The organism is Streptomyces californicus, assembly GCF_000717645.1.
Taxonomy (GTDB): domain Bacteria; phylum Actinomycetota; class Actinomycetes; order Streptomycetales; family Streptomycetaceae; genus Streptomyces; species Streptomyces californicus.
Genome location: NZ_JNZZ01000004.1, coordinates 275,633 through 294,321 on the forward strand (window position 1 = coordinate 275,633; position 18,689 = coordinate 294,321).

At 71.5% G+C, this 18,689-nt stretch carries 17 protein-coding genes; 9 read left to right on the forward strand and 8 right to left on the reverse strand.

All coding sequences use genetic code 11. The features are described 5' to 3' along the window. Positions 1–356: 356 nt before the first annotated feature. The 3 genes from IF19_RS0107900 (at position 357) to IF19_RS0107910 (ending at position 3,700) form a co-directional block, all read left to right on the forward strand. The gene (locus IF19_RS0107900; RefSeq protein ID WP_030115737.1) at positions 357–1,226 is read left to right on the forward strand and encodes a helix-turn-helix domain-containing protein; all 870 of its coding nucleotides are present in this window, start codon (positions 357–359) and stop codon (positions 1,224–1,226) included. Beyond that, a complete protein-coding gene (locus tag IF19_RS0107905) occupies positions 1,201–2,022 on the forward strand; it encodes an SAM-dependent methyltransferase (RefSeq protein WP_030115738.1) in 822 nt (273 codons plus the stop codon). The genes IF19_RS0107900 and IF19_RS0107905 overlap by 26 nt, the downstream gene beginning before the upstream one ends. 196 nt (positions 2,023–2,218) lie before the next feature. Continuing rightward, positions 2,219–3,700: a helix-turn-helix domain-containing protein gene (locus tag IF19_RS0107910; protein WP_030276242.1), complete on the forward strand. Its 1,482-nt coding sequence runs from the start codon at positions 2,219–2,221 to the stop codon at positions 3,698–3,700. 190 nt (positions 3,701–3,890) lie between these two features. Here the strand turns inward: IF19_RS0107910 and IF19_RS0107915 are convergent, their stop codons facing one another. The 3 genes from IF19_RS0107915 to IF19_RS0107925 all read right to left on the reverse strand — a co-directional run bounded on the left by IF19_RS0107915 (position 3,891) and on the right by IF19_RS0107925 (position 6,238). After that, positions 3,891–4,220 (reverse strand): nuclear transport factor 2-like protein, encoded by a 330-nt coding sequence (locus tag IF19_RS0107915; RefSeq protein ID WP_030115742.1) that lies wholly within the window; start codon positions 4,218–4,220, stop codon positions 3,891–3,893. Between the two features lie 304 nt (positions 4,221–4,524). Next, positions 4,525–5,457 (reverse strand): LysR family transcriptional regulator, encoded by a 933-nt coding sequence (locus IF19_RS0107920; protein WP_050492572.1) that lies wholly within the window; start codon positions 5,455–5,457, stop codon positions 4,525–4,527. Positions 5,458–5,476: 19 nt separating this feature from the next. Further along, entirely contained in the window at positions 5,477–6,238 is a 762-nt protein-coding gene (locus IF19_RS0107925; RefSeq protein ID WP_030115744.1) for an SDR family oxidoreductase, read from the reverse strand. Positions 6,239–6,565: 327 nt separating this feature from the next. Between IF19_RS0107925 and IF19_RS0107930 the strand changes: the two genes are divergently transcribed. Both IF19_RS0107930 and IF19_RS0107935 read left to right on the forward strand, forming a co-directional pair. Beyond that, positions 6,566–7,477 (forward strand): SDR family oxidoreductase, encoded by a 912-nt coding sequence (locus tag IF19_RS0107930; RefSeq protein ID WP_030115745.1) that lies wholly within the window; start codon positions 6,566–6,568, stop codon positions 7,475–7,477. A 528-nt stretch (positions 7,478–8,005) separates the two neighbouring features. After that, positions 8,006–10,081: a serine/threonine-protein kinase gene (locus IF19_RS0107935; protein ID WP_050493732.1), complete on the forward strand. Its 2,076-nt coding sequence runs from the start codon at positions 8,006–8,008 to the stop codon at positions 10,079–10,081. 150 nt (positions 10,082–10,231) lie between these two features. Here IF19_RS0107935 and IF19_RS0107940 read toward each other — a convergent pair whose 3' ends face one another. The 3 genes from IF19_RS0107940 to IF19_RS0107950 all read right to left on the reverse strand — a co-directional run bounded on the left by IF19_RS0107940 (position 10,232) and on the right by IF19_RS0107950 (position 14,331). Beyond that, the gene (locus IF19_RS0107940) at positions 10,232–10,720 is read right to left on the reverse strand and encodes a cupin domain-containing protein (protein ID WP_030115747.1); all 489 of its coding nucleotides are present in this window, start codon (positions 10,718–10,720) and stop codon (positions 10,232–10,234) included. Positions 10,721–11,228: 508 nt separating this feature from the next. Beyond that, on the reverse strand, positions 11,229–12,521 hold the full coding sequence (locus tag IF19_RS0107945; RefSeq protein WP_030276245.1) for a hypothetical protein: 1,293 nt from the start codon (positions 12,519–12,521) through the stop codon (positions 11,229–11,231). A 451-nt stretch (positions 12,522–12,972) separates the two neighbouring features. Then, entirely contained in the window at positions 12,973–14,331 is a 1,359-nt protein-coding gene (locus tag IF19_RS0107950; RefSeq protein WP_030115749.1) for an NsdA family TPR-like regulatory protein, read from the reverse strand. A gap of 137 nt (positions 14,332–14,468) precedes the next feature. Between IF19_RS0107950 and IF19_RS1000000138150 the strand changes: the two genes are divergently transcribed. The 3 genes from IF19_RS1000000138150 to IF19_RS0107965 all read left to right on the forward strand — a co-directional run bounded on the left by IF19_RS1000000138150 (position 14,469) and on the right by IF19_RS0107965 (position 15,808). Beyond that, positions 14,469–14,705 (forward strand): hypothetical protein, encoded by a 237-nt coding sequence (locus IF19_RS1000000138150; protein ID WP_030115750.1) that lies wholly within the window; start codon positions 14,469–14,471, stop codon positions 14,703–14,705. A 160-nt stretch (positions 14,706–14,865) separates the two neighbouring features. After that, positions 14,866–15,210 carry a hypothetical protein gene (locus IF19_RS0107960; RefSeq protein ID WP_128647638.1) on the forward strand — a complete coding sequence of 115 codons (345 nt, stop codon included), beginning with the start codon at positions 14,866–14,868 and terminating at the stop codon, positions 15,208–15,210. Between the two features lie 196 nt (positions 15,211–15,406). Next, positions 15,407–15,808 carry a hypothetical protein gene (locus IF19_RS0107965; protein WP_078580497.1) on the forward strand — a complete coding sequence of 134 codons (402 nt, stop codon included), beginning with the start codon at positions 15,407–15,409 and terminating at the stop codon, positions 15,806–15,808. 152 nt (positions 15,809–15,960) lie between these two features. Here the strand turns inward: IF19_RS0107965 and IF19_RS0107970 are convergent, their stop codons facing one another. Further along, entirely contained in the window at positions 15,961–16,539 is a 579-nt protein-coding gene (locus IF19_RS0107970) for an O-methyltransferase (protein ID WP_030120765.1), read from the reverse strand. 154 nt (positions 16,540–16,693) lie between these two features. Beyond that, positions 16,694–17,143 (reverse strand): VOC family protein, encoded by a 450-nt coding sequence (locus IF19_RS0107975; protein ID WP_030115754.1) that lies wholly within the window; start codon positions 17,141–17,143, stop codon positions 16,694–16,696. A 90-nt stretch (positions 17,144–17,233) separates the two neighbouring features. Between IF19_RS0107975 and pip the strand changes: the two genes are divergently transcribed. Then, the gene (pip, locus tag IF19_RS0107980; protein ID WP_030115755.1) at positions 17,234–18,202 is read left to right on the forward strand and encodes a prolyl aminopeptidase; all 969 of its coding nucleotides are present in this window, start codon (positions 17,234–17,236) and stop codon (positions 18,200–18,202) included. The last annotated feature ends 487 nt before the right edge of the window (positions 18,203–18,689 follow it).

Sequence of the window (18,689 nt, forward strand, 5' to 3'; positions counted from 1 at the left end):
GAACGGCGTGCGCGGGCGCGGGACAGCCGAGGCGGTGCGGAGCTACGGGCGGCACTGGGCTACGGGCGCGAGCGCGGGTCTGCGTGAGGTCCGGGGGTGGCGCGGTGCGGGCGGGCCGTGAGGTGGGGGGTCAGGGCCTGTGGGAGAGGTGCTGGAGGCTCGCTGGAGCGGATGTCGTGCGGCAGTCGGTGGGCGACGGGAGCAAGATCGCCTCTGTCCCTCCCTGTTGGCGTGGAATACGGTCGGACATGCTTACCTTGGGAGCGCCGTGCGAACGTCGCAAGGTGCGCTGTGTGCATTCCGCGCAACCTGCGCGGAATGTCGGTGAGATCGAGCCGAACCGGGGAGGTGGCGCCGTGGCGCGCGAGAGATCCGGCAGGACGGCGCGGCATCTGGTCCTGGTGGCCCGCCTCCGGCGGCTGCGGGAGGGCGCGGGCCTGTCCGTACCGCAGGCCGCCGCGCAGTTGGGGTGGCACCCCTCGACGCTGCGGCGGCTGGAACAGGCGCAGACCTCGCTCGACGTGGGGCAGGTGTCCGCCCTGCTCACCGCCTACGGGGCGGGCGCGGCGGAGACCGACGACATCATGGGACGGCTCAACGCGGCCAACCTGCCCGGCTGGTGGCATCCCTGGCGGGACGCGATGGCCCCCTGGCAGATGGACGTGATGAGCGTGGAGTCCGCCGCCGGCGTCGTCCGCACGTGGGACCCGGCGCTGGTGCCGGCACTGCTGCGCACGCCCGCGTACGCGATGGCCGTGGACGCGGCGGTCCACCCCGACCAGGACGAGGCCGTACGGAAACGGCGTGCGGATTTCCTGATGGAGCGTCAACATCGTCTGCGGGAGCAGCAGACGCGGCTCTGGGCGGTGTTCCCCGTCACCGCGCTGCGCTGCCGGGTGGGTGGCGAAGAGGTGATGCGCGAACAGCTTCGGGCACTACGGCGGATCGCCGAACGCGGCGATGTGACGGTGCAGTTGCACCCCGAGTACGCTCCGCCACACCCGCTGACCGGCGTACCGGCCTTGAGCCTTTACCGGGTGGAAGTCCGGGAGATCGCGGACCATGTGGTGCGGGAGGGAGGTCTGCCCGGAACGGCGGAGGTGTGGGACAGCCCGCACCCGGTGCAGACGTATCAGGGAATGCTGGACGTGTCGTGCGTGATGGCGATGCGGCCGGACCGAACAGGAGAGGTGTTGCAGGATGAGTACGACCGGAAATGGGCCTGAGGCGAACGGGCCGGAACTGCCCTCCCAGATCGACACGAGCGTCGCGCACTCCGCCCGTGTCTGGAACTACTGGCTCGGCGGCAAGGACAACTTCCCCGCGGACCGGGCGGCGGGCGACGCGTACCGGGGGAAGTACCCGCTGATCGAGACGTTCGCGCAGGAGTCGCGCGACTTCCTCCGCCGCACGGTAACCTACCTCGCCCGGGACGCCGGCATCCGGCAGTTCCTCGACGTCGGCGCCGGGCTGCCGACCGCGAACAACACCCATGAGGTCGCCCAGCGGATAGCCCCGGACTCCCGCATCGTCTACGTCGACCACGACCCGCTGGTGCTCCTGCACGTCCACGCGCTGCTGACCAGCACCCCCGAGGGCGCGACCGCGTACGTCGAGGCCGACATGCGCGACACCGACGCGGTGCTCGCCGGGGCGGCGAAGACCCTGGACCTGACCCAGCCGGTCGCCCTCGTGATCAGCGACGTCCTCGGCCACATCGTGGACTGGGACGACGCCCTCTCGCTCGTCCGCCGCCTGGTGGAGCGCCTGCCCTCCGGCAGCTACCTCTCCCTCAGCCACTCCACCGCGTCCGACGACGCCCACCGGGCCGTCCAGGACGAGTACAACGCGAGCGGCGCGATCCCGTACATCTTCCGGGAGCCGGAGGTGACGGTCGCCTTCTTCGACGGGCTGGAGATGGTGGAGCCGGGCATGGTGTCCTGGCCGAACTGGCGCCCCGACGCCAACACCGGCACCACCACCGACCGCGCCGGCTGGGGTGCGGTCGCCCGCATTCCCTGACCGGCGCACCGCCGATCCGCGTCACGCGACGTGGATCGGCGCGACCGGGTCCACTCCACGCGACGTGGACCGGCGCACCACGACCGACGTACGCGACACAGGCCGCACCACGGGCACAGACCGCACCACGGGCACAGGCACAGACATAGCAGGCACAAGTACGGGCATCACAGGCACAGGTACAGGCGCAGGCATCATGGGCACAGGCACGACCGGCCACGGGCCCAACGGCCCCTGGGACGCCCGCGACGGGCGCGACACGACGGGCCGCCTGCTGCGCGCGGCGACCGGCTCCGGCGCCCGGCTGATCGCCGAGGCCGCGACCCTGGTCCAGGGGTGGGCCGTGCTGGCCGATCCGATAGCCGGGGCCGTCTACAGCGCCCCCGCCGCCGCGGCGGCCGACGGCGTCCACGCGGCGGCCGCCCCGCACGACCACCCGTACAGCGTCCAACTCCCGGCCGCCGGAGCCGTTCTCGTGCTGGCCCCCGCACCGGCCACGCCCGCCGAGCACACCGGTCACGTCGCCGCGACCACGGCGGCGCTCCTGGAGGTGCGCGGGCAGCGGGCGGCGGAGCTGCGCGGGGAGCAGATGCGACTGCACACCACCCTGCTACGGCTGTTGCTGGCCGGGCACGCCGACGCCGTCGTCGACGCCCTGGGCGGCGGCGCCTACACGCACGTGACCGTCTACCGGCTCACCGGCGAGGACACCCCCGCCGCCCACCAGGTGCTGTGGCGAGCGGTACGCCCCACCCTCACCCCGCACGCCGACGCCTGCACGCTGCTGGGCCGGCTGGACGGCGAGCTGGTCGTCGCCGAGGTGCACCGGGGCTCCGACGACGGCCGGATCCTGCGCCTGGTCTCCCGGGTGTGCGAGCGGCACGGCCTGCTCGCGGGCATGGCGGGGCCGCTGCCCCTGGCCGAGATGTCCACCGCCTACTGCGACGCGGCCGCCGCCCGGCACAGCGCCACCCCGGCGCACCGCATCGTCCCCGCCGACGCGATCGGCGCACCCCGGCTCGCACCGCTCCTGCCCGCCGCCCCGTACGCGCGGTGGGCGGCGGCCGTGCTGCGCCCGCTGGACCCGGCCCAGCAGCACCTGCTGCTGGTGTGGCTGCGCACCGGCAGCAAACCCAGTGCGGCGGAGGCCCTCGGTCTCTCCGCCGGTACCGTACGGGCCCGGATACGCGAGGCGGCCCGGCTGCTCGACGCGGACCTGGAGGACGCCACCGTCCGGGCCCACTTGCTGCTCGCCCTCCGCGCCCCCGCGCCCGCCGACTCCGACGCCGCTGCCGATGCCGCCTCCGGCTCCGACGAGGCAGCCCTACGGAACGCGGGTGAGGCGCGGCTGGAGGCGCTGCCGGGCGGAATCCTGGACACCGGGGCGGTACGGGCCTGGGCGGGCGGGCTCGTCGACGGCCTGGAGCCGCGTCTGCGGATCGCCCTGACCTGCTGGCTGCGTCATCACGCCCGCACCGCCCCCGCCGCGACCGAACTGCACGTCCACCGCACGACGCTGACCACCTGGCTGCACCAGTGCGCCGACCACCTCGCGCAGAACCTCGCCGACGCCACCGTACGCGCCGAGATCCACCTCGCCCTGAGGATCACCCGCTGCGGCCGCGACGCCCCGGCGGACCTCCCCCGCCGCGGCGGCCGCACCTACCGCCGCGCGTGAGGGGCGGCGCTCTGTACGGGGGCCGCTTCCAGACCCCGCACGGCGCTCACGGGGCCGTTTCCAGACCTCGTACGGGGCTCGCGGGCCCGTTTCCCAACCTCGTGCGGGGCTCGCGTCCCGGCCCCCGCCCGCGCATCCGCCGGTGGTCTCCCGTCCCCCGCGTCTCCGCCGACGCACCCGTACAGCGGGCTCAGGACGGCGCCTGGCCCGTCTCGAAGCGGCTGACGCGGTCACCGGCGACCGTGAAGATCCACCGGGTCCGCATGGTGCCCCAGGTGTCGTTGGTGTAGTCGACGACGAGGCTGCGGCCGTCGTCGGACGCCTCCACGACCTCCATGCGCCCGTTGGCCTGCGGGGAGAAGATCTCCTTCTCCGTCCAGGCCGCCAGGTCCCGTTCGCTGCCGTCGTCGGACATGGTGGCGTCCTCGGTGAGGACGTCGGCGAAGAAGGCGTCCTTGTCGCCCGCGTTCACCGCGGCGACGAACTTCCGCACCACCGGGTCGCTGACCGATGCGGTCATCGTGTTCCTCCTCGGCTGTCTTGTCTGCGTCCGGGAGCGGACGTCCCGGAGCCCCACCTGAGTCTGTGTCGTCGCCCCCGCCCCCGCATGTCGGGCGCGGGCTCGCCGCACGACGAGCGACGACGGCACCGCGCTGGGTTGCACGTTCCGTTGCGGCATGTGTTCCGGTGGACGTACGCCCGGATCAACCGACGGGGCTGAGCGGTACGACGAAGCCGAGCGGCCGACGGAACCGGGCAAGGTGGCGGAACCGGCCGGGGAGCCGCCCGAACTGCCCGCACCGCACACACGGGCCCCGTCCGCCTCACCCGCCCCCTGAGCCGCCCTCGCCTCCCCTTCCGCCCCCGTGCCCGTTACCGTCCCCGCTGCCGGTCCGGCTGAGGAAGAGGTCCCGCCCCGGGCACGTGGTGTGCGTCGGCCACAGCGCGTGGACCGGGACCCGTACGGGCGGGTCGAGGTCGACCACCCGGGCCGCGCCACCCGCCGCCGGGCCCGCCGGCGTCGTGACGAAGGCGATGCGCCCGGTCGCGGTGACGGCGGTGACCGGAGGCGTGCCCTGGACCGGATTGCGGCGCGTGTCCGGCTCCACGCCCGCCTGCCGGCACAGCCCGATCAGCAGGTCGGTGTACGCGGACGAGCCGGGCTCGCCCCACACCGTGAGCGGCTGGTCGCGCAGGTCGGCCAGGGCCACCGAGGCGCGGTCGGCCAACGGGTGCCCGGCCGGTACGGCGACCCGCAGGCGGTGCTCGGCGATCCGCGCCCGGGTCAGCCCCGTACCGGCGGGCATCGCCCGGCTCAGCCCCACGTCGCAGGCGCCCGTGAGCAGGTGTTCGCGCAGCTCGTCGGGGAAGAGCTGGCGGACGTGGGCCTGGATGCCCTCCTCCTCCGTACGGGCGCGGGTCAGCAGTTCCACGACCTCCTCCGCGGTGACCGCCGGGGTGTGGCCGACGCGCAGGTGCCCCGCCCGGCCGCGCCCGATGCGCCGGGCGCGGTCCAGGGCGGCGAGCGCCTGGGCGTTCAGGGCGCGGGCGTCCTCGATGAGGGCCTGTCCGGCCGGGGTCGGGGTGACGTGCTGGTGACCCCGGTCCAGGAGCTGGACGCCGACGTGCCGCTCCAGCGTGCGGATGCTGGTGCTGAGCGCCTGCTGGCTGAGGTGCAGCCGTTCGGCCGCCCGGGTGAATCCGCCCTCCTCGGCGACGGCGACGAGGTGCTCCAGTTTGCGCAGGTCCAGACTCACGCGGCCTCCCGGACGAGGATCAACGGACCGTGTACCCGCCGTTGGCGAAGATGGTCTGCCCGGTGATCCAACCACCGTCGGTGACGAGGAACTTCACCAGCGGCGCGATGTCCTCGATCTCCGTCAGCCGGCCGCCCATCGCCTGGGACTTGTGGAACTCCACCCGCTCCGGCGTCTCCTGCGGGTAGAAGAACGGGGTGTCCATCGGCCCGGGAGCGACGTTGTTCACAGAGATGCCGCGCGGCGCGAGCTCCTTGGCGGCCGCCCGGGTGAAGTGCTCCAGCGGGGCCTTCGCGCCCGCGTAGGTGGAGTACCCGTCCGTGAAGGCGGCGAGCAGGGACGTCACGAGGCTGACGATGCGGCCGCCGTCGTTGAGGCGCGCGCCGGCCTCCTGGAGGAAGAAGTACGCCGCCTTGGAGTTGATCGCGAACATGCGGTCGTACTCCTCCTCGGTCGTCTCGGCGATCGGCTTCCGCAGCACCATGCCGGTGGTGTTCACGGCGACGTCCACCCCGCCGAAGGCGTCGAGCGCTTGGTCGAAGAGGCTGCGCACGCCCTCGACCCGGGTCAGGTCCTCGCGGACGACGACGGCCTGCGCGCCCGTGCCCCGTACGGCCTCCGCCGTCTTCTCGGCGTCGGCGGCCGTGTTCTCGGAGTGGTAGTGGACGACGACGTTCGCACCGGCCTCGCCGAGCGTGCGGCTGATGAGTCCGCCGAGGTTCTTCGCCCCTCCGGCGACCACCGCGGTCTTGCCGTCCAGTGCCGTCTGCTGCTCACCCATGACGATTCCCTCTCTCGATTCTCGGATCTCTCGGGTCGCTCGGGCCACTCGGTCCGATCGGGCCGATCGGGCCATCCGCTTCGGTACGCGTCCGAGCGCTTTCCCAGCGGGTTCCGAGCGCCTTCCGATATGCGCGGTACACACTGTTCATCACAGTTTCCGCCGCGCACCGACCACGCTAGGAGCGCGCCTCGCCGTACGGAAACACAAAGATCGGGTCGGCCCACCAGGAAGATGGATCGTCGCAGGTCAGCGGCGGTGCGAGAGGGTGAATCCGAGCCCGGAAAGCCCGTTGACGTACCCGTTCGGGTCACGAAGGATCACCGTGTGACCTTCGACGAACAGCCCTCGGCCGCCTCCAGCCCGGCACGCCCCGTCGCCCTGATCACCGGGGTCGGCCGCAGCATCGGCATCGGCGCGGGCATCGCGCGCCGGCTGGCCGCCTCCGGCTGGAACGTGGCCTTCACCTACTGGACGCCGTACGACCGCCGGATGGAGTGGGGCGCCGAGCCCGGAGCCGCCGCGTCCATCGCGGACGAGCTGACCTCGGCCGGGGCCCGTACGGCGGCGATCGAGGCGGATCTGACCGACCCCGACGCCCCGGCACGGATCTTCGACGAGGCGGAGGAACGCCTCGGCGGGCAGGTGACCGCACTGGTCCTCTCGCACGCGGAGTCGGTGGACTCGGGCCTGCTGGACACCACCGTGGAGGCGTTCGACCGGCACTTCGCGGTGAACGCACGGGCGACCTGGCTGCTGATCCGCGAGTACGGGCTGCGCTTCCGGGGCGGGCGGGCGGACGCCCCGGGCGCGGGCTCGTACGGTACGGGCGCCGACGCACCGGCCGACGCTTCCGGCCACGCGACCGCAGACTCCGGCGGTCGTCCCGGCCCGCACTCCGCTCCCCGGCCCCCGACGGGCCGGATCGTGGCACTCACCAGCGACCACACCGTGGGCAACCTCCCCTACGGAGCGAGCAAGGGCGCCCTGGACCGCATCACGCTGGCCGCCGCGCACGAGCTGGCCCACCTCGGCGTGACGGCGAACGTCGTCAACCCCGGCCCGGTGGACACCGGCTGGATGACCGACGACCTGCGCGCGTCCCTGATCCAGGGCACTCCGCTCGGCCGCCTCGGCACCCCGCGCGACACCGCCCACCTGGTGGACTTCCTCTGCTCACCCGAAGGCCAGTGGATCAACGGGCAGTTGCTCAAGAGCAACGGCGGCGCGGCTTCCTGACGCCTTACGGGAGAACGGTCCGCGCCGCGGACGCGCCGACGGCCCGCCACAGGGCTCTTGACGCCACGTCAGCACAGCCGCACGCGCCGTATCACGTCTAATCTGGCCTGGGTCATGGAGTGCACAGGGGGTCGTATGCACAACGAAGACAGGTCCGGCCGGGCGGACGGCGGTCGGCAGGACGACGGGCGGGCGGACGACGGTCGGGCGGACGACGGTCGAGTACACGACCACAGGCCGGACGACGGTCAGGTACACGACCGCAGGCCGGAAGACGGGGACGGCGGGCGGCGAGAGGACGGGCGCGGCGACGGGCTGCGGGCCGGGGGCCCTCACGACCGATGGGCGGACGACGCCCCCGGGCAGCCCGCGTCAGAGCCCCCGCAGGTCTGGCCGAACACACCCGCGCACCAGGCCCGCCCGGACGAAGCCCGCTCCGACGAGAGCCGCTCCTCCGGGGCCCGCTCCGACGAGAGCCGTTCCTTCCAGCCACGGCCCGACGAGGCCCCGCCCGGCAACGCGTGGCCCGTGGCCCCCGATCAGCCCGCCGCGCGGACCGTGATCGACGGCCGCTACGAGCTGCTGGAGCCGATCGGCAGCGGCGGCATGGGCGAGGTCTGGAAGGCGTACGACCTGCGGTTGCGCCGGTTCGTCGCGGTGAAGGGGCTGATGGACCGGAACGCCATGACCGCGAGCACACAGGCGGACGCCATGCAGCGGGCGCGGCGCGAGGCCGAGGCCATCGCCAAGATCGAGCACCTGAACGTGGTGACGGTTCACGACCAGGTCGAGACCGACCGCCAGGTCTGGATCGTGATGAAGCTGCTCGACGCGCGTTCCCTGGCTGACCTGTTGAGCAGCGAGCAGGTCCTTTCCGTACCGAGGGCGGCGAAGATCGGCCTCCAGATCGTGCAGGGGCTGCGGGCGGTCCACGCGGCGTCGGTGGTGCACCGCGACGTGAAGCCGGGCAACGTCCTCGTACGGGAGAACGGCCTCGCGATCCTGGTGGACTTCGGCATCGCCACCTTCGAGGGCGCGGACCGGGTGACCCGTACCGGCAGCGTCATCGGCACCCCGCCCTATCTGGCGCCCGAACTGTTCGCGCCCACGTCGCCCGGCCCCACGCCCGCGTCCGACCTCTGGGCGCTCGGCGTGACGCTGTACGAGATGGTGGAGGGCCACGTGCCTTTCGCGGGGCGCGAGGTGTGGGAGGTCCAGGAGAACATCCGGCAGTCCCCCGATCCGGCCGTCCGGTACGCGGGCCCCCTCGCCCCGGTCATCCAGGGGCTGTTGATCACCGATCCGCGCGAGCGGCTCGACGCCGCCACGGCCGAGGCGATGTTCCGCGAGATCCTCGGAGACCCGGAGGCCCCGCACGCCGGTGCGGCGGGCCCGGCGACGCACCCGCCGACGGCGGTCTCGACGCCGAACGGTTCGGCCCGGCCGACGCCGCCGCCCCCCTCGCCCCTGTCGTCCTCCTCAGCTCCTTCCACCCCTTCCGCCTCTTCGGCCCCTTCCGCCTCGTCGGCCCCTTCGGCCTCGTCGGTCTCGTCGGCCCCTTCGGCCTCGGCGCCTCCCGCCCCGGCCGTGCCGCCCCCGCCGCCCGGCCCGACCCCCGCGTCGGCGGGGACCGGCGACGGACGGGGCCGGCAGCGTGGCATGAAGGTGGCGGTCGCGGTCGTGTGCGCGGCGCTGCTGGCGGGCGCGGGCTGGCTGATCGCGGATGGCGACGGCAACGGGAAGACCGGCTCGACCGGCAGCCGGGCCGGGGGAGACGGCGAGGGCGAGAAGCCGGTCGACCGGGGCACCGAGGAGCGGTGGAAGGACACCCACCCGACGCTGAAGATCGGCGTCAAGGACGACCAGCCGGGGCTGAGCATCTTCGACCGGTCGACGCGTACGTACCGGGGTTACGACATCGACCTGGCCTACGCCATCGCCGAGAGCATGGGCTACGGCAGGGGCGCGGTCTCCTTCACCACGGTCGCCACGGACTACCGGAGCACGGCGCTCAAAACCAAGCAGGTGGACCTGGTGATCGCCTCGTACAGCATCACCGACGACCGCAAGACGGCCGGTCCGGACGGCTACAGCGTCGACTTCGCGGGCCCGTACTACGAGGCGAGCCGGGGCTTCCTGGTCCGGCAGAAGTCGGCGAAGTACACGATCAACGACTCCAGCGACCTGCGGGACCTGGGCGTGGAGGTGTGCACGGCGCGGGAGTCGACGTACGAGAAGGCGCTGCCGAAACAGGGCTTCACCATGGCCAAGTCGCAGCCCAACACCTACCAGGACTGCCTGGACAAGCTGTTGGACCCCGAGTCGGACGTGTACGCGGTGGCCTCGGACGACATCATCCTCGCCGGGTACGTCAAGGCCAACCCGGGCAAGGTGCGGCGGCTGGAGAACATCCAGGGCGCGGAGGGTTACGGGGTGGCGATGCGGCCGAAGTCGCCGCTGCTCAAGGACGAGGTGTGCTCGGCGCTGCGGACGATCCTGGCCGGAAGGATCTGGGAGGACATGTACAAGGAGAACCTGGCGGGCCTGGTGGGCAACGAAAACCCGCCGGGCCGACCGGACTTGACGGAGTGCGAGGGCCGCTGAGCGGCGCTCGGGGCCGCCGGGCGGGGGCAGAAGGGCGCGGTGCCGGGCCCGGCATCGGGCCCGGCACCTCCGGGAACTCGGGGAACTCCCCGACTCCCCAACTCTCCGCGCGTTTCTCCCCAGGGCCCGCCGCTCGGCTCACCGCCGGGCTCACCTCTCGGGGAATCGCTCCCCGCACCGGCTGCAGAAGACCGGGGCGGGGTCCTGCGACAGCCGCCCGCACTCGGGGCAGACCCGGTCCAGCATGCAGGGCCCCTCGCCACCCTCGTACGCCGCACTCGGCGCGGAGATCGCGAGGCCGGGGCGGCGGCGGTGGACGGTGAGATACCCGAGCCCGTCCGGCCCGGCGGCCAGCGCGCGCCGGGACGTACGCGGCAACCAGAGCACGGCCCCGGCCTCCAGCCCCAGCTCACGGCCGCCCGCCGCCTTCACCGTGCCCCCACCCTCCAGAACGACGAGGAACACGTCGAGCACGTCCTCCTGATGCTCCCCGACCTCGGCCCCGGCGGGCAGCCACACCAGATTGGCGTCCAACTCCCGCCCGCCTTCGGAGAGATTCCACAAGGCCCCCCGCTCACCGTCCTCGACGGCGGCAAGGATGTCGGTGAGCACGGCAAGAACCTGAGGAGCGGCATTCACAGCCCCAGGCTACGCGGGGACCACGGCGCCGCAGTCCTGGACTTCCTGCCCCTGCTGGAACCACCCCCGCGCCAGCGGGGACCACATCGCCGGAACCCTCAAGGAGGAGAACGGCGCGGGACCACCCCCGCGTGCGCGGGGACCACTACCGGATGTGGGCCCGGCGCGGCCGGGTGACGGGACCACCCCCGCGTACGCGGGGACCACGCTGTCATTACCCGGATGCTGCGCAACCCGATGGGACCACCCCCGCGTACGCGGGGACCACCCTTCGTGACCTGGGGGTTTAGGTGGTGGGAAGGCGGGTTTTGCTTACTTCTTGAGAAGCCGACATATCTCGCCTTCTGCCGCAGTGTGGTCACGTGTGGTTCGGCTGATGCCATTCTGCCCGCCGCCGGTCTCATCGGCCCGGCTTCGGTGGAAGAGCTGTGGTCAGGACTTTCGCAGGCGTGGGCCCCGGGGCTGCGGTATGCCCGACCTGCCCGACGAGGGTGTGGTGGTCGGGGAGTCAGACGGGCTTGAGGAGGTTGCGGAGGTTGGTGATGTGGGCTTTGACGGCGGCGACCTCGTCCGGGGTGGGTGCGGCAGTGTCGTCGCTGCCCGTGGTGTGTGCGTGGTGGCAGGGGCGGCAGAGGCCGTCGGGCAGGGCTTGCGGGGGGCCTGGACGGCGACAGTTGGTGCATTCGACGAGGGCTTCGTAGATCGGTTCCTTGGCGCCCGGCGAACGGACTTCCACCGCCCCGGGGAGGCGGGGCGGGATCTTGTCGGTGAGGCGTCGGTGGAGGAGCCCGGCCGGGGAATCGATCCGGGCGGGGAGCCCCGCGGTGAGGGCGCTGGTCAGATAGTCCACGCTCACGCCGCGCGCCAGCCACGCGGACGCGAGCGGTTCCAGGATCGCGCAGTCCGCAGCCGAGAGCGCGAGGCGATGGTCGTCGCGGCCCAGCCGTGCCAGCGCCAAGTAGGCGTCGGAGAGGCCGGGTTCAGGGGCGGGGCGGAGTGCCGCCGGGATCTCGACAGGGGCATCTGACGGGGCAGGCACTGGAGGCAGGGCGGACCCCGAGGGCACCGGTGCGTCGGTAGCGGCGGGCCGGGCGGGTGGAGCGTGGCCCGCGCCTCGGTGGGACACGGAAGGTGTCACCCGCTGCGGCGGCCGGGGCTGTTCGGCGTGGTGCTGCCGGGGTGCGTCCGGGGAGGGGAGCGGGGCGCGCTGCTGGGGGACGGGGGCGACGTCGGGGGCCCGGCCCGAGACGGTGCCAACCGGCTGGACGTGCGGCTGCTGCTGGGGCTCCTCGGCCGGGCCCCACGATGTTGGCGCGTTCGCGGGCTGAGCACACGGCCGTGCCGGTACGGAGGGGGTGACCAGGGTGGTGGCCTGCATGGCGCACTCCGTGGCCAGATAGGCGTTCCACCACTCGTTGTCGCGTGCGGTGCGGGACCAGAACGTACGGAAGGTCCACCGGACTTCGCCACCCGTACCCGCACCCGTGCCCGCAATGCGCCTGGAGCGGATTCGGCGGAGGTGGCCCGCGACGGAGAGGCTGTTCAGCGAGGTCGAGATGGCCTGCTGGCCGTAGAGGGGAAGGTGCTTGGCCAGTTGCTTCACGCTCATCACCGCACCCTCCGGCAGCCGGTCGACGAAGCCGGCGACGTACCGCTCACGGGCGGGCAGCAGAGCGAAGTCGTCGCGCGCGGGAAGACTTTGGTCGGGGGCGTTGCGCTTGCCGTAACCCGCGTTGGCCATCGGGTAGGCGTGTGAGATCACAGGAGCGGGCGGGACGGGACTAAGGTGCTGAGTAGCCATGGGATCGCGCTTTCATTGGGGTCGATCTTGTGGTGAGACCCTGGCCCGGTGCGCCAACACCGTGTCGGGGTCGCTTTGGTCTGTGCTCGCACCGTAAACAGTCGTCACGCTCCGCCGCAAGCCGTCACCATTAGTCATACTTGCTGGCCGTGACGGGGTAGGGAGGGCGGGGAGGATTCACCCAACCCCCCTGCATTGCCACCCGGTTAAAGAAGAAACTCGAACCTCGGCGCTCGCATCCCGGCACCTGAGCCCCGGGACCCAAGCTTCGGGCCCGAGCCGCCTCAGAGCACCCCCAACGAGTGACCCGACCACCCTCGACGCCCGAAACCCGGATCTCGAAGCTCGAACCCGGCCTCGGCCAGTCCCGCCCTCGCCCGCGCTCAGGACGGCAGCGCCACCGGTCCAGGCTATGAAGGCTGCGGCGGTCGCCTCCGCCTCCGGACCCGTGTCACGCAGCCTTGAGCAGGGCCACCGCTTGGATGCGGTCCTGGAGCTTGCGTACGGCGGCAGAGGGTCGCTGCGTGCTCAGTGCGCGCAGCTTGTCGAAGTGCTCGTCACCTCGCGCTGTCGACAGGCCCTCGTAGTCATCGAGGAAGCGGCCCCACGATGTGCATGCCTCCTCCACGTGCCCGTACTCGTGCTGCCGCTGGGCCAGTACCGCGTGCGCGTGAAGCCTGCCTTGGCGCTCCTGGGGGGACATGATCCTGATGGAGGACCGAAGTGCCTTGATGGAGGCGGCGAGTTCACGCGATTCGTAGTGCACGTGGGAGACATGGAAGAGGAACGCGGCCTGGTCGTATCCACCCACGGCGTCGCGCCGGGAGTCCGCCTGGGCCAGGGCCGATTCCGCCTCTTTGAGCCGTGTGGTCGCCCCGTGGCGGTCACCGACCATGGCAGACGCGTGAGCCTGCTGTCCGCGCAGGAACGCGACGAGACGCGGGCCCGCCTGCGGGGCCGCCTCGGCTGCTGAGTCGGCGTAGTCCAGTGCCTTCCGCCCGTACCGCAGGTGGGACGCCTGCAAGCTCATGCCGCGCAGGGTGCGGCTGTAGGTGAGCTGGTCGCCCGACTCCTGGGCCAGGTCCAGCGCTCGCAGGTAGTAGGTCTGGCCGAGCCCGTGGGCCCGTTCGTACATCGCCATCCAGCCGGTGAGGTATGTGAGGTCGGACGCGGCCGAGAGCATGTCGCGGTGAACCTTCTCCGAGGCGGCGGCGCGCAAGTAGCCCGCGACCGTATTCACCATGAACGCGGCTGCCATCGGCCGGGCATGCCCACCGCCCAGTTCATCCAGGATATCCGCGATCTTGTCCGTCATCCGGCGGACGGTCGCGACTTCGCCGGGTCCGATGCGGCCGGTCGGCCGGGTGAAACGTTCGCGATCATCGGCCTCCGCAGTGGAAACGAGAGCGGAAAAGGCCGGAATGGTGAGGGCGGCGGAATACAGACCAGTGGTTAAGAGTTTGCGGCGGGAGGGGTTCATGTCGTCCTTCCCCAGGTTGATCAGAGACTCCACGGTGTCACGCCGAGATTTGCTCCGGTCGCCGGCCGGTGGGTTCAGCCCAGCTTCCGCGTAGGTCACCGGCCGCCCCAGCCGGCGTTCGAGAACCGCCAGAATCACGGCTCTCACCTGCTGCTTCGGCTGCGCTCCCTGCTTCCACTGGGACACCGAGGGCTGCTTGTAGGCCAGGGCCAGACCAGCCTCCGCTCCCACGCGATTCACCGCGTGGGCGAATTTGGTCTCCGAGTATCCGGCCTGCTCAAGCAGCGCGCACAGTTCTTGGTTACGCCGCGCACCTGACTCTGCGACCATCCCAACCCCTTGGGCTTATGGATCTTATGATCCGGCGTCCTCTCAACGGTACCGGGCAACACGGCTCGCGCGGTTAGCTCAGCGTGCACGAACGAGGTGCACCGATGCAATTGAGCACGTTCGCACGAAGGTGAGACATGAGACAAAAGGCGAGCCCATGGCCAAAGGTCGGCGCGCTCGTGGTGGACGCGGGTCGTGCCGGCCGTGTGGGTGTGTTCCGTGGGGTTGCTGGTCCGTACTGGTCGCTGCGGCCGGTGTGCGGTGGTGTCGAGTGGGGGGCGCTGCCTGAGCAGGTACGACCTGCGACGGCCGCTGAGCGTCTGCGCGCCCAGACCGCCCGCGCGAACGCCCGGAGCCGAGGCGAAGTGCTGTGACCGGCCCGAACTCGCCCTGTGCGTATCCGCCTCACGCGGGCTGATCCGTATCGAGGTCGGGACTGGGCCCGGCCGCCTCAGGGCCTCTCCGGTGGTGCGTGGAAGGTTGCCGCGTCGCCGGGCGGGCGTCATGAACACATAGAAAGAGAGGGATCGCGTGATGCTTCACCGCAACCCGATGGGCGGCCTTGTTGTGTGCGACCCCGTTGGCCCCGATTACCTGGACGATCCGGACCGTGAGGTGGCCGTGGGGGCCGGTGTGCGGCTCGTCAACGTGCTGCTGCGGTTCGGGGTCAACCTGGAGCAGATCTCGGCCGACAAGGTCTGCCGCTCCTGCACCGACGTCAAGGACGCCTACCGCATCAGCTTGGGCGTCCTGACCGTGGACGACACCCACGCCATGGCGGGCCAACTTGAGTCGTTCGCGTTGGAGTTCGAGCAGATGCGGGAACAGCTCTGCTCGATCCCGGCTCGCCAGGCCGGACCCGCCGAGGGCTCCGCCTGACCGGACCGTCACGGCGGCCGGAAGCGTGCGCGCCGGCCCCGCCCGCCACGTACGCCTGCCGGCGGGACTCCGCACGAGCTGATCCGGCCTCCGCAGACCTCCACGGACTTCCACGAGAGGGACCTTCGCCCCCGTGCTGCAATGCACCGCCATCACCAATCTCCCGCCCGGCGAAGCACTCCCTGCCCTGCTTTCCATGGACGACGGCCCCGACGACGCGGAAGACCTCCTGGACGACAAGCCGTACATGCTGTGCGAGTTGGGCGAGCACGACGAGACCACCGAGCACGCCGCCCGCCTGTGGACCGCCGAGACCGAACCGCCCGCGAGCCTGTGGTTCCTGTGGACGCTGAGCACAGGAGGCCACCGCGTCCACCACCGGCTCGTCCTCCTCGCCCTGTGCCCCTACCGCATCCACCGCCTCCGCGAGGACTACCGGCAGTGGTGCGGACTGTACGAGGACCACCCCGGCAACCACAGCTTCCACATCACCGACCCCCTCCGCGACGCCCACCACGCACACATCCGACACAACGCCCAACGCACACACAGGTGCGACACCGACGACCCCGAGGACGACCACGACGCCCCGCACTGAACAGCACGCCACTTCACGCCAACACGCCTGCGCATGACCGCAGTCGAACCCGGCCGTGCTGTTCGCCGCTCACCCCGCATCCGGCGGGAAGCTCGCGGGAGATGGCACCCCTGAGCCCTGCGCAAACCGCGACCGTCCCCGGCCGTCGCGTCTCACCGCCGTGCGCGTCGCGCCCCGATCACCACGGAGCCGGCCGGGCTCGTGAGCACTTCAGTGGCGTCGAGGTCCGGGTGCGTCAGGTAGAACACGCGCAGCTCATCCACCTCACCCTCGAACCGGGGAGGCCACTCGGGCGACGGAGTGAAGTCGTCCAGGAGGAGGAGCCCTCCGGGGGCAAGCAGGTCGATGACGGCTTGGGGGTCGTCGCGCTTGCCGCCGCCGTCGCAGAAGAAGACGTCGAAGGGTGCATGCCGCTCCAACAGCCGCCAGTCCCCGGTGAGTACGCTCACGCGCTCGTCGTCCGCGTAGTCGTCGGCCACCCGGCGGGCCAACTCCTCATCGCGTTCGACCGTGAACAGGCGGGCCCCTGGTCCGAGTCCGCTGTGCAGCCAGGCGGTCCCCACCCCCGCGCCGGTGCCGCTCTCCGCGACGACCCCGCCGGGCTTCGCCGCAACAGCCAGCGCGAGCAGCCTCCCCACCTCGGGAAGGCAACTCTTCGTGAAGCCCCTCGCGGATGCGGCCCGTTCCGCGGCCAGCACACGCGGCGGCACCGCACGCCCCATCTGTCCCATGGGCCTTCTTCTCCTTCTCATCAGCGTGACGCCACCCTCGCATCGGACAACGTGGGTACGAGCCTCCGTGGGAGGAGCCCTGCGGGGGCCCGCTGCGTACGCACCACATCGCGCGGACGGTCCGGTCCGCTTGAGCCCTGCTCCCCCAGCGCCTCTACGCGTCCGGGGGAGGCGGGCCAGCCGCCGCCACGCAGAACTCGTTGCCCTCCGGGTCCGCCATCACCACGTGGTGCCCGTCGACCTCCGCGAGTACGGACCCTCCGGCCGCCACCAGGCGGGCGGCCTCCGCCAGGACGCGGGACCACCGCTCGGCGGTCGTGCCGTGGCCCGCGATCCGTACGTCGATGTGGAGCCGGTTCTTCGCCGTCTTCGGCTCGGGGACCTTGAGGATGGCGAGATGGGGGCCGATGCCTTCGGGGTCGCAGAGCCAGGCGCCGTCGTCCACCGTCTCGCCCTCCGGAAGGTCGAACTGGGCGAGCCACTCCTCCCGGGTCTCGAAGGGCGGCGGCGGAGGAAGGTCGACGTAGCCCAGGGCCGACTTCCAGAAGACGGCCAGGAGTTGGGCGTCCGTGCAGTCCAGGGTCAGATCGATGCGTGCGGGCATGACCAGGACCGTACGGGACGCCTCCGCACAGCGCATCCGCGTAACGTGATTCCCCGCCCCGACGCCCACCCTGCCGGAAGGAACACCGCCGTGCACCGCGAGCCGAACGACCTGTACCCGCCGATCGAACCGTACGGGAGCGGCATGCTGGAGGTGGGCGACGGCAACCTCGTGTACTGGGAGGTGTGCGGCAACCCGGACGGCAAGCCGGCTCTCGTGGTGCACGGCGGCCCCGGCTCGGGATCGACGCCCCGTTCCCGCCAGTACTTCGATCCGGACCGGTACCGGGTGGTCCTCTTCGACCAGCGCGGTTGCGGGCGTTCGACCCCGCACGCGAGCGACCCGGCGGCGGACATGGCGCACAACACGACGGCCCACCTGATCGCCGACATGGAGCGCCTGCGGGAACACCTGGCGGTCGACAAGTGGCTGCTGTACGGCGGCTCTTGGGGTTCCACGCTGATTCTGGCGTACGCGGAGGAGCACCCGGAGCGGGTCACCGAGATCGTCATCCCCTCCGTGACGACGACCCGCCGCAGCGAGATCGACTGGCTCTACCGGGGCGTCGGCCAGCTCTTCCCCGAGGCGTGGGACGCGTTCCGCGCGGGCGTCCCCGAGACGAGCGACCCCGCCGGCCTGGTCGCGGCGTACGCCCGCCGCATGGAGAGCGAGGACGCCGCCGTACGGGAGAAGGCCACCGCGGACTGGTGCGCCTGGGAGGACGCGGTGGTCTCGATGGAGGCGGCCGGAGGCCCGGCCCCGTACAGCGGCCGCCCCGGCCGCGACCAACTGGCCCTCGTCCGGATCTGCTCCCACTACTTCGCCCACGGAGCCTGGCTGGAGGAAGGCCAACTCATCGCCCGCGCTCACCGTTTGGCCGGTATCCCCGCCGTCCTGGTCCACGGCCGCTTCGACCTCGCGGGCCCTCTCACGACCGCCTGGGAACTCGACCGCGCCTGGCCCGACGCCCGCCTGACGGTCATCGACAACGCCGGCCACATGGGCGGCCCGGAAACCCGGCGTGCGGTTCTGGGGGCGCTGGGCGGGTTCGCAGGCTGAGGAGGAGACGGGCGTACGGGCGTACGGGTCAGTAGCGCGGGCGGCTTATAGCTCCCCACGGCCCCGACTATACCGATCTGCAAGAATCTGCCAGCCCGATTCTCCAGACACCTTCGGCCGGGCTATTCCTATAGAAGACATCGGGCTGAATCGGCTCGCACAGAACCAAGAAGACATCCCCATTTCGGAGGGATATTTCCTCCTGAAACACAGTATAACGACTTCGCTTGGCGCGAATCACACGAAAAGTCAATTCATGCCGCCCGGGCGGAAGGTCAACAAAAACCGGACGCTTAAGACTCGTGTTATCCATTCGACAGATAACGCTTCCCTCGCATTCAATGGAAACGATTGACCACTTACGCGTCCAACTGCGATGGGAATCACGCATTGCACACCGAAAGATCAGCCCCGTCCTGCCGAGCCGATTCGACCTGCGGAGAATTCTCTTCACAGGCCAGGGGAGCGCATCAACGCGCTCAACAGG

What these genes read in the sequence shown, in the direction of transcription:
- IF19_RS0107905 (WP_030115738.1), top strand. Translation starts at nt 1,201, where the DNA reads ATGAGTACGACCGGAAATGGGCCTGAGGCGAACGGGCCGGAACTGCCC.
- IF19_RS0107910 (WP_030276242.1), top strand. Translation starts at nt 2,219, where the DNA reads ATGGGCACAGGCACGACCGGCCACGGGCCCAACGGCCCCTGGGACGCC.
- IF19_RS0107915 (WP_030115742.1), bottom strand. Translation starts at nt 4,220, where the DNA reads ATGACCGCATCGGTCAGCGACCCGGTGGTGCGGAAGTTCGTCGCCGCG.
- IF19_RS0107925 (WP_030115744.1), bottom strand. Translation starts at nt 6,238, where the DNA reads ATGGGTGAGCAGCAGACGGCACTGGACGGCAAGACCGCGGTGGTCGCC.
- IF19_RS0107945 (WP_030276245.1), bottom strand. Translation starts at nt 12,521, where the DNA reads ATGGCTACTCAGCACCTTAGTCCCGTCCCGCCCGCTCCTGTGATCTCA.
- IF19_RS0107950 (WP_030115749.1), bottom strand. Translation starts at nt 14,331, where the DNA reads ATGGTCGCAGAGTCAGGTGCGCGGCGTAACCAAGAACTGTGCGCGCTG.
- IF19_RS1000000138150 (WP_030115750.1), top strand. Translation starts at nt 14,469, where the DNA reads ATGAGACAAAAGGCGAGCCCATGGCCAAAGGTCGGCGCGCTCGTGGTG.
- IF19_RS0107960 (WP_128647638.1), top strand. Translation starts at nt 14,866, where the DNA reads ATGCTTCACCGCAACCCGATGGGCGGCCTTGTTGTGTGCGACCCCGTT.
- IF19_RS0107965 (WP_078580497.1), top strand. Translation starts at nt 15,407, where the DNA reads ATGGACGACGGCCCCGACGACGCGGAAGACCTCCTGGACGACAAGCCG.
- IF19_RS0107970 (WP_030120765.1), bottom strand. Translation starts at nt 16,539, where the DNA reads ATGGGACAGATGGGGCGTGCGGTGCCGCCGCGTGTGCTGGCCGCGGAA.
- IF19_RS0107975 (WP_030115754.1), bottom strand. Translation starts at nt 17,143, where the DNA reads ATGCCCGCACGCATCGATCTGACCCTGGACTGCACGGACGCCCAACTC.